Annotated in this window: 8 protein-coding genes and 2 pseudogenes; 3 read left to right on the top strand and 7 right to left on the bottom strand. The window is 61.4% G+C overall.

Going from position 1 to position 8319, the window contains the following annotated elements:
- Both ELI80_RS16435 and ELI80_RS09650 read left to right on the top strand, forming a co-directional pair.
- Positions 1–252 (top strand): annotated as a pseudogene (locus ELI80_RS16435) (hypothetical protein); the annotation flags it as partial.
- A gap of 10 nt (positions 253–262) precedes the next feature.
- Positions 263–1330: an FUSC family protein gene (locus ELI80_RS09650; protein ID WP_136651302.1), complete on the top strand. Its 1068-nt coding sequence runs from the start codon at positions 263–265 to the stop codon at positions 1328–1330.
- A gap of 229 nt (positions 1331–1559) precedes the next feature.
- Here the strand turns inward: ELI80_RS09650 and tnpC are convergent, their stop codons facing one another.
- The 5 genes from tnpC to ELI80_RS09625 all read right to left on the bottom strand — a co-directional run bounded on the left by tnpC (position 1560) and on the right by ELI80_RS09625 (position 5678).
- Positions 1560–3212, bottom strand: coding sequence for an IS66 family transposase (gene tnpC / locus ELI80_RS09645; protein WP_136651301.1), 1653 nt, complete (start codon positions 3210–3212; stop codon positions 1560–1562).
- A gap of 63 nt (positions 3213–3275) precedes the next feature.
- Entirely contained in the window at positions 3276–3608 is a 333-nt protein-coding gene (gene tnpB, locus ELI80_RS09640) for an IS66 family insertion sequence element accessory protein TnpB (RefSeq protein ID WP_161596451.1), read from the bottom strand.
- 17 nt (positions 3609–3625) lie between these two features.
- Entirely contained in the window at positions 3626–3973 is a 348-nt protein-coding gene (locus tag ELI80_RS09635; protein ID WP_236641424.1) for a transposase, read from the bottom strand.
- 47 nt (positions 3974–4020) lie between these two features.
- Entirely contained in the window at positions 4021–4500 is a 480-nt protein-coding gene (locus ELI80_RS16680) for a type II CBASS E2 protein (protein ID WP_136651298.1), read from the bottom strand.
- The gene (locus ELI80_RS09625) at positions 4497–5678 is read right to left on the bottom strand and encodes a nucleotidyltransferase domain-containing protein (protein WP_236641423.1); all 1182 of its coding nucleotides are present in this window, start codon (positions 5676–5678) and stop codon (positions 4497–4499) included. The genes ELI80_RS16680 and ELI80_RS09625 overlap by 4 nt, the downstream gene beginning before the upstream one ends.
- A gap of 28 nt (positions 5679–5706) precedes the next feature.
- On the opposite strand from ELI80_RS09625, the pseudogene ELI80_RS09620 reads away from it, so the two are divergent.
- Positions 5707–6525 (top strand): annotated as a pseudogene (locus tag ELI80_RS09620) (ISAzo13 family transposase); the annotation flags it as partial.
- Positions 6526–6528: 3 nt separating this feature from the next.
- On the opposite strand, the gene ELI80_RS09615 reads toward ELI80_RS09620, so the two are convergent.
- A complete protein-coding gene (locus ELI80_RS09615) occupies positions 6529–7353 on the bottom strand; it encodes a sodium/glutamate symporter (protein ID WP_236641422.1) in 825 nt (274 codons plus the stop codon).
- Positions 7354–7445: 92 nt separating this feature from the next.
- Complete coding sequence (gene fabI / locus ELI80_RS09610; protein ID WP_035745640.1) at positions 7446–8210, bottom strand: enoyl-ACP reductase FabI; 765 nt, start codon at positions 8208–8210, stop codon at positions 7446–7448.
- Between the last annotated feature and the right edge of the window lie 109 nt (positions 8211–8319).

Below are 8319 nucleotides of genomic sequence, written 5' to 3'. Positions count from 1 at the left end.
ACTTCTCGATGGAAAACCCGGGTCAGTTCCGGGTGGAAATCAACAAACACGCCAGCCTCGCAGTGGTTTGAGCCTGCCCGCAAGATGCCCGTCCGTATCGTGCTTGACGGCGGCATGGAGGCTTGGCCACGGGGGGCGCGGCTGGGAGGCAAGGTCGGCATCCTGATCCATCCTGAGGGCGGCAGTCACTGGGTGACGGGCGTTGCGGCCTTCTTCCAGCGGCTTGGTAGCCACATCAGCGCCTTCTACTGAGGAGGGTGCGATGTATGTCCCCCCGCGCCCTCGACGTGAGGATGATCCCTGGTTCGCCCTTCGCCTGGGGCTTTGCGTGGTGGCGAGCTTCGCTGCCATGGCCTGGCTCAACCCGGCGCTCGGCACCATGGTCGCCGTTCTGCCCTTCGGCCTGCTCGCCGGCCAACGCAAGGCGTTCAGCTTCAGGATCATCGCTGCTCCCATCATGTTCGGGCTGGTGATCTGGGTCATGGCCGCTCTGGTGGCAGTGGTGCGGCCCACTCCGGCATTGCTCATGCTGGTCATGTTGCTGCTGTTCTTCGTGGCCTTCTACCTGACCCGCCGCACCGGCAGCGGCGTCGGCATGCTGATCCTCGTGGCCGCCATGATGATGTCGATCGCCGGCATGAAGACGCCGGCATTGCTCAACGTCTTCCGCGACGGCTTCCTGCTCGGCTGCGGGGTGGCCCTGGTGATCAACCCGCTCCTCTATCTTGTCGTCCCTTCAGCGACACGCGAGGTTCACGTGGACGCGCCGCGACCGGCCGCAGGTCACCACGGGGCAGGATCATTGATCAGGGCCTTGGTCGTCTTCGGGCTTTGCTTTTGGTTTTATGCCGTGTTGCCCCCATCAGACATCATCCTGGCAATCTCGGCCATTTTCCCGCTCATCTTCCCGACCCGCCAAGAAGCCTTTGCGGAGGCGGTCGAGCGGAGCCTGGCGACGTTCTATGGCGCCGGAGCGGCCGTTGCAGTCCTTATGGTTATGACCGTCTCGGGAAGCTTTGCACTTCTGCTCTGCCTTGTATTCGTGGTCACCTTTCTGTTCGGAGAGAGGATGATCAACGGCCCTCGATCGGCCTCGGTCTACCAGTTCGCGACCTCCGTCGCGATCGGCGTCGTGGCAACAGTGCTGACCTCGGGCTCGCCGAGCACAGCCGTGATCGGGCGTATTGTGCTGACGCTCCTCGGCTCGCTTGGAGCCGCGCTTCTTATTGCGCTGCTGGATCGTGTGTTCCTTGCGCCCATCCAAGACCCCGACGACCACAGCCCGCATCCTGCCATTCAACGCTGGAAATGGGGCAAGGAGCTGATGTGACAGCCAAGGTGAGCTGGATTCAGGTGCCTCTGCTCACTGGTTCAGAAGTCTTCAGCAAAGAAAGATGAACCGGCGGTGAACTCGGGAGTGCGTAAAGAACTGGCTCCCACAGGTCGTTCCGCGCCTTCACCGTAAGCGGCGGCTACGCCCCATTGATTTTCTGATTGCTTCGGGGCGGCCTGCTGCTTGGCTGTTGTGCTATGAGCTCACCGGGGAGTCCCGGACGAGGTCATTGTGAGGCGATGGTCTGCCTTGCATAAGCCCAGGGCATCAAGGCGTCGATGTCCTTGGCCAAGTGGCCGTTGGCAAGACGGGTGAACAGATCGCACAGGTAGGCGTAGGGTTCGACACCGTTCATCTTGCAGGTGCCGATCAGGCTGGCGAAGCAGGCCCAACTCCTGCCACCCTCATCATGACCGGCAAAAAGTGCATTTCGGCGATTCATGGCCGGGCTGCGGATGGCATTTTCCACCAGGTTGGAGTCCATGTCGACGCGGCCATCGTCAAGAAACAGCCGAAAGCCGTCCTGACGCTTCAGCATGTAGGTCATCGCCACGCCGAGGTCGGACTTGCGCGAGACGCGCGCGGCCTGGGCTGACAGCCAGGCGAAGAAGGCATCCACCAAGGGACGGGACAGGTCCTGGCGAACCGCCCGGCGCTCATCGGGATCGGCGCCGCGGATGCTGTCCTCGATCTTGTAAAGGGCCGCAATGCGCAGCAGCGCCTCATCGACGATGGGCGAGCCCTTCTTGGGCTTGGCCTTGATCAGCTTGCGCCGTCCATGCGCCCAACAGAAGGCCAGACGCAGTGGCTTGCCGCCTGTGCGTTTCGGCGTGGCCAGATGGGAATAGCCGCCATAAGCATCGACCTGGATCGTGCCGTTGAAGCCCTCAAGGATCTCGGCGGCATATTCGCCGTTCCGCCCCGGCCGGCAGTGGAACACCACTCCCGGCGGCGCAGGGCCGTTCCAGCCACGATCATCGCGCAGCACCGCCCAGAGATAGCCGGTTTTCGTCTTGCCGCGCCCCGGATCGAGCACCGGGGCGGTGGTCTCGTCGACATAAAGCCGGGTGCTGTCTGTCATCAGGCGTTTGGCCATATGCTCGACCACAGGAGCGATCAGCGCGCCCGTGCGACCCATCCAATCGGCGAGCACCGAGCGGTCGATCGGCACGCCGTGACGAGCCATCACCATGGCCTGCCGGTTCAGCGGCATGTGCTCGGAATGCTTGGAGACGGCAATCTGCGCCAGAAGCGCCTCGGTGGGCCAGCTGCCCTCCAGCAGATGCGCCGGGGCCTTGGCCTGCACCACGCCCGCACGTCCCTTGGGACAAGCGTATCGGGGGCGCACCGTGACAATGACCTGATAGCGCGCCGGGATGTAATCCAGCCGCTCGGTCCGGTCCTCGCCGATCCGGACCATGTCGCCGCAGCCGCAGGGACAAGCGATGCTGTCGGGTTCGATCACGCGCAGGGCGCGCGGCAGGCCTTCAGGCAGGGCCCGCGCCTTGCGAGGCGCCCGGGGCGTTTTCTTCTCGGGGTCAGGCTCACTGGCCGCGATCCTGTCCTCGACAGCGGCGATCCGGGCCTGCGTCTCGGCGATGGCCGTTTCCAGATCTTCCAGTGCCAGTTCCAGTTGCGCCGGGTCCAGCTTCTCCGACTTCGGCCCGAACTTCGTGCGCCGGTAGTCCTGAACCTGGCCTTTCAGCCGCTCGATCAGCGCTTTCAACTCGGTGATGAAAGCGTCTTTCTCCGCCACCACCGCCTGCTCATGCTGACGCGCCGCACGCTCCACGGAGAGCTCGAACTGGACGGCCCCAAAGGCCTTCACCACCTCGGGCGGCAAGTTCGGAAACAGACTGAGATCGAAGGATTGCGACATGCGCCTTCTTACCCGATCCGGTGCAGAAAGCCTATCAAAACAATGCCAAAGCCGCCTGCTGAGTCACCCTGCCGCAGTCGGCGGAAGCACTTTCGGCGTGCTCATCACAAGCCACGCCGCGCCTTCGAACAGGGCCTCATATTGCGCTCGTGACAGCTGCATCACCCCGTCCTGAACCCGGGGCCAGCAGAACTTTGAAACTTCCAGAACCTTGTAGATCAGCACCATGCCAGTGCCGTCCCATACCAGGATCTTCAGCCTGTCACCGCGCTTCGAGCGGAACACCACCGTCACACCCGAATACGGATCCAGCTTCAGCTCCGTCTGCACCATCAGCGCCAAAGCGTTATGCCCGCAGCGGAAATCCACCGGCTTCGTCGCGATCAGGATCGGCAATCTCTGTCCCGCGACGATCATGTTGCACCGCGCAAGGCACGGATCAGGGCTGCTGCCCGCTCGACGGGAACATCGCTCGGCACACGCAGCACCACATCGTCACCGATCTCGACGCTCATGACACCAGACAAGATCTCGGCTCTCTCCGGCAGCTTCGCCGATCTCGTCGGTTCGGCCGCAATGGCCAAGGGAACAAAGACCGGATCGCCAAGAACCTTGGACGGCAGCGACAGCCCCTCCAGCAGATCAGCCGGAAGCGCAAGAAGCCCCTCGCGAGCCCGGCGCCGCCAATCCGAAAGCTGGTGCGGGACAAGATCATGGCGTGCCGCGACATCACCGCAGCAGAACCTGCTGGAGATGACCACAAATGTGGGCGTTAAGAATGTGCGTAAACTTGAAAATGGCGCATCGATTACAGGACTCTTCTGGCCACTGACCGCCGCAGCGCCCGATTCTGCGGTATTTCCGGTTCCTCTCCTGGATGCCGCCCTCCGCCTTTCCAGTCGTCGGTCCCTAGCCAGTCCTCAAAGTAGTAGAGCCAGAGGTAGGTCCACGGAACGATGGTCTGGTCGAGTCGCTTCGTTGCTTTCCATTCCTCAGTTCCCGGCAGGTAAAGGCAGAGGCGAAGAGGGTTCCTATAGACATGAGGTAGTGCGCGACCGTTCGCAAGAAGCTCCAAATCTGGCTCGACGATCTTAACTGAGGGCATTTCTCCGGGTAAATATGTGATGCATGCCCGATAAGTGCGCGCCAATGCCGTTGGCTGAACAGCCATCGACCATGTCAGCTTATTCGCGCGAACGGTGCCCTCACCCTGGATGGAAGGATTGGCGCGCAAAAATAGTAGTTGCTGCGACAACGTTAGCTCTTGCCGCCCGCCAAGTTTCCTCATTGATCGCCGAAGAAAGTGTTTGCAGGAACAGCCGTTGACGCGGCGGCCTTTGACGTTGTCAGTCCCACAAGGGGGGCGACGGAAAGCAGGCCTGCTTTTCGGCCGTTGGAGACCGCACCGACACGATTTCCAAGAACTCTTCCGGTGACGCCGGAGCCAAAGGAGCGCTCCATATTCAGGGATAGACGATCCTGGCCAACGGCATCACGAATAGCCTCAAAATCCAACAATGCTTGTGCGTGCCAAGTGTAAAAAGCCGGTGCGCGGCGCGGATCCTTGTTCCAATTGTCCGCGAAATTCTCTCCATGGGTCGTTTCGTTCAGGACAGCATAGCCTTGTCGCCCGTTCAGGATCGGCCGCTCGATGAAGTGCGGCATCATTCGTATCACTTCGACCAACACATCCATTTCATCCGCAAAGACATGCCGCTGGACGCAATACTCATAGGCCCGCATTGCGAGTGTAGTTATGATCACGGAAATCGGGGCCACGTCTTCCGTGTTGTTTTTGTAGAAGATGTCTCGGTGCCGCTTGAGCAACTGCACGATGCGGCGCAAGATGCCCTTGACTGTCTCGCGAATTGGGAAAGGCTCCACGTGTGCCTCATCCCGCTGCTGCATGGCGATCTGAGTGCGCACGAAGGTCGGCCTGAGCAGAGCGCGCTGATCAAACAACGCCTTATAGGCTCTCGGGTTTGTCGGGTGCCACTGTTTGAGAGTCCGGTCCGGAACAAGCTCGCCCTTGTTCGCGCAGAAAAAGTTGGAAATGGTTGGGGAAAGATCGAGGTGGAAGTCGCCCTGATAGTTGAGGCGCCAGCACCGCTTCTTTTCTTCGATGATCCGTCCGTAGGTTGCATGCTCCTTGAGGCGGTTGCCGACCGCAGCCTTCAAATCCGCGGGCGAAATACCGGAAGTGATACCCGCGCAGAAACAGATCAGGTCAACGTCGAACTCCCTGTTGCCGATCGGCTTTAAAGCCGTTCCGAGAGCAGTTGATCCCTGAAGGTAAACCAAAACGTTGACAAGCAACGGGTCTGTCGATCCCGACAGCCAGTCACCCACCGCACCATAGCTCTGGCGAGCGCGCTCAAACTGGGTTTCTGTTATATCAAGGTCTTTGCCGATCTCATCAAGGATCGAGAAGATCTCGTTGCGCCGCCGGATATCGCTGTCGGTCAACGCCTTTCGCAACATCTGGTTCAGCCCCAACAGCGTGCGCAAGCTGCTCATCGGGCTCGGTTTCTCGCGCCAGTCCAACCGAAAGGCGGACGAGGGCTCCAGGCATCCCGACCGCGACGCGCAGTTTGAGCATATCAATGGGAAAGTCATCGCCGCGCAGGCCGCTGGCCAGCCCGTCATCTCCGTGGACACCAAGAAGAAGGAACTGATCGGCAACTTTAAGAATGGCGGAACCGATTACCGACCGAGGGGCGATCCGCGACGCGTGAAGGTCCACGATTTCGAGGACAAGAGCCTTGGCAAGGTGGCCCCCTACGGGGTCTATGACGTGACCGCCGACGAGGGTTGGGTCAGCGTCGGGATTACCGCCGATACGGCAGAATTCGCTGTGGCCTCCATCCGCACATGGCTCGAGCGCATGGGACGACAACGCTATCCCGAGGCGCGCGAACTGACGATCACGGCCGACTGTGGCGGCTCGAACGGGGTGCGTGTGCGGCTGTGGAAACACGAACTCCAGACGTTTTCAGACAAGAGCGGGCTTACCCTCCACGTCCATCACTATCCGCCGGGCACGTCGAAGTGGAACAAGATTGAGCACCGGCTGTTCTGCCGCATCACCCAGAACTGGCGCGGCCGCCCGTTGACCGACCGTCGCGCTGTAGTTGACCTGATCGGTGCGACGACGACCAAGACGGGGCTCAAAGTCGAGTGTACGCTCGACATGCGCACCTACGAGAAGGGCGTCAAGGTTTCCGACGCCGAGATGGACAGCCTCGACATCACCGGCGACGCGTTCCATCCCGAATGGAACTACACAATTAAGCCAAGGCAGCCAGAAACGTAGCGGTTATAAATGCGGATGTCCTAACCGCCTCGGGGCCAGCGGCAAAAGGTTGCGCAGCACGATCCCCGCGACAAGGCAGCTGACAAAGGCTGGAAGCGTGACGCCGGCCGCCGTGATCGCCTCATGCAGCGCCAGCCCGATCAGCACGGTGACATTCAGCGCCAGGATCGACCAGAGGATGCAGAAGTAATCCATCCGGACCGCGCGCCCCTCATTCGGAACGCCGATGTCCAGATCGCGCTTGTTTTCCGCCTTCAGCCCGCCCCGCCGGATCAGGAGCGCCGCAATCGGCCCGCCGATGACACAGGCCGCGATTAGCCCGACAGTATTGGCCGCGACCCCCAGTTCCAGCGCATTCGTGATCCCCAGCTTTTCGGCGAATATCGGTGCCCAGGCCAGCGTGGTGCCAACGCCGCCGGTCAGCGAAACCGAGCCGACCATCAGCCCGGCCTTCGGCTCCATTCCAAAGAGCCTCGCCAGCCCCATCCCCGCGAAGTTCTGCAAAAGGATGAAGCTGGTCGCAAGGATCAACAGGATCACCAACGGCCTGCCCCCCGCAAGCAGCGTGCGGATATCGGATTTCAGCCCGATACCGGCAAAGAACACCAGCAGCAGGAAATCACGGATCCCCACCTCGAATGAGACCTTCAGATCGAACAGCGCCCAGAGGAGCCCCGTTACCGCGATACAGAGAAAGCCGCCCGCCACCGGCTCGGGGATCGAATAGCGGCGCAGAAGATCAATGTTCAGGGTCAGGATCTTGCCCGCGATCAGCAAGACCACGGCAAGATTGAAGGAATGGAAGGGATGAACCGTAAAGAAGGTCACGCGGCGGCGCCTGTCAGAATGCTGTCAACTGATGTTGATTCCGCTTTGCCCCGGATCCGCCTTCCGGTCAAGGGCGGGGCCCCGCGCCTGCCTCAGGCGGTGGTGTGAAATCCGTTATCGGCATAGACCACCGATCCGCTCATGGGACTTGCGGCCTCGGTTGCCAGAAAGGCCGCCAGCGTACCGATCTCTTCGATGCTTACCAGTTTTCCCGCAGGCGTACGGGCGCGAATCTTATCCATCAGCGCATCGAACCGGTCGATCCCCGAGGCGGCGCGGGTCTTGACCGGACCGGTTGAAAGCGAAAAGGCACGAATCCCTTCGCCCGCCAGATCGGCCGCCGCATAGCGGACCGAAGCCTCCAGCGCGGCCTTTACCGGACCCATGAGGTTGTAATTCTCGACCACCCGATCCGCGCCGTAAAAGCTGACCGTGATCAGCGAACCACCCGCCTGCATCAAAGGCCGCGCCAGCCGCGCCATGCGCAGGAAGGAGTGGCAAGAGATATCCATCGCCGTCGCAAAACCTTCGGCCGAAGCGTTGACAACGCTGGTGTGCAGATCCTCGCGCGGGGCGAAGGCGATGGCATGAAGCAGAAAATCAAGCCGCCCCCATTCAGCGGTAATGCGGTCAAACACGGCTTCCAACTGGCCGGGTTCACGCACATCGCAAGGAAGGAACAGCGGCGCACCCACTTCCTGCGCCACGGGTTCGACCCATGGCCGGGCCTTTTCATTAAGAAAGGTCAGCGCCAGCTCTGCCCCCGCCGCGCGAAAGGCCCTGGCGCAACCGGCGGCGATGCTGGCCTCATTCGCCACGCCAACCACGAGGCCGCGTTTGCCTTTCAGATCAATCATGTCGCTGCCTCTTCGCTGACGGCCTCCTGGGCGATGATGCTTTCCTCATCGGTGGGAATGACAAGAAGCTGCACCCGGCTGGCGGCGGTGCTGATCCTGCGCGACCCTG

The sequence above is a fragment of the Paracoccus aeridis genome, from assembly GCF_004923205.2.
Lineage (GTDB): Bacteria > Pseudomonadota > Alphaproteobacteria > Rhodobacterales > Rhodobacteraceae > Paracoccus > Paracoccus aeridis.
Note: the sequence above shows the minus strand (reverse complement) of the source record. Positions and strands in the feature narration are given on the sequence as shown.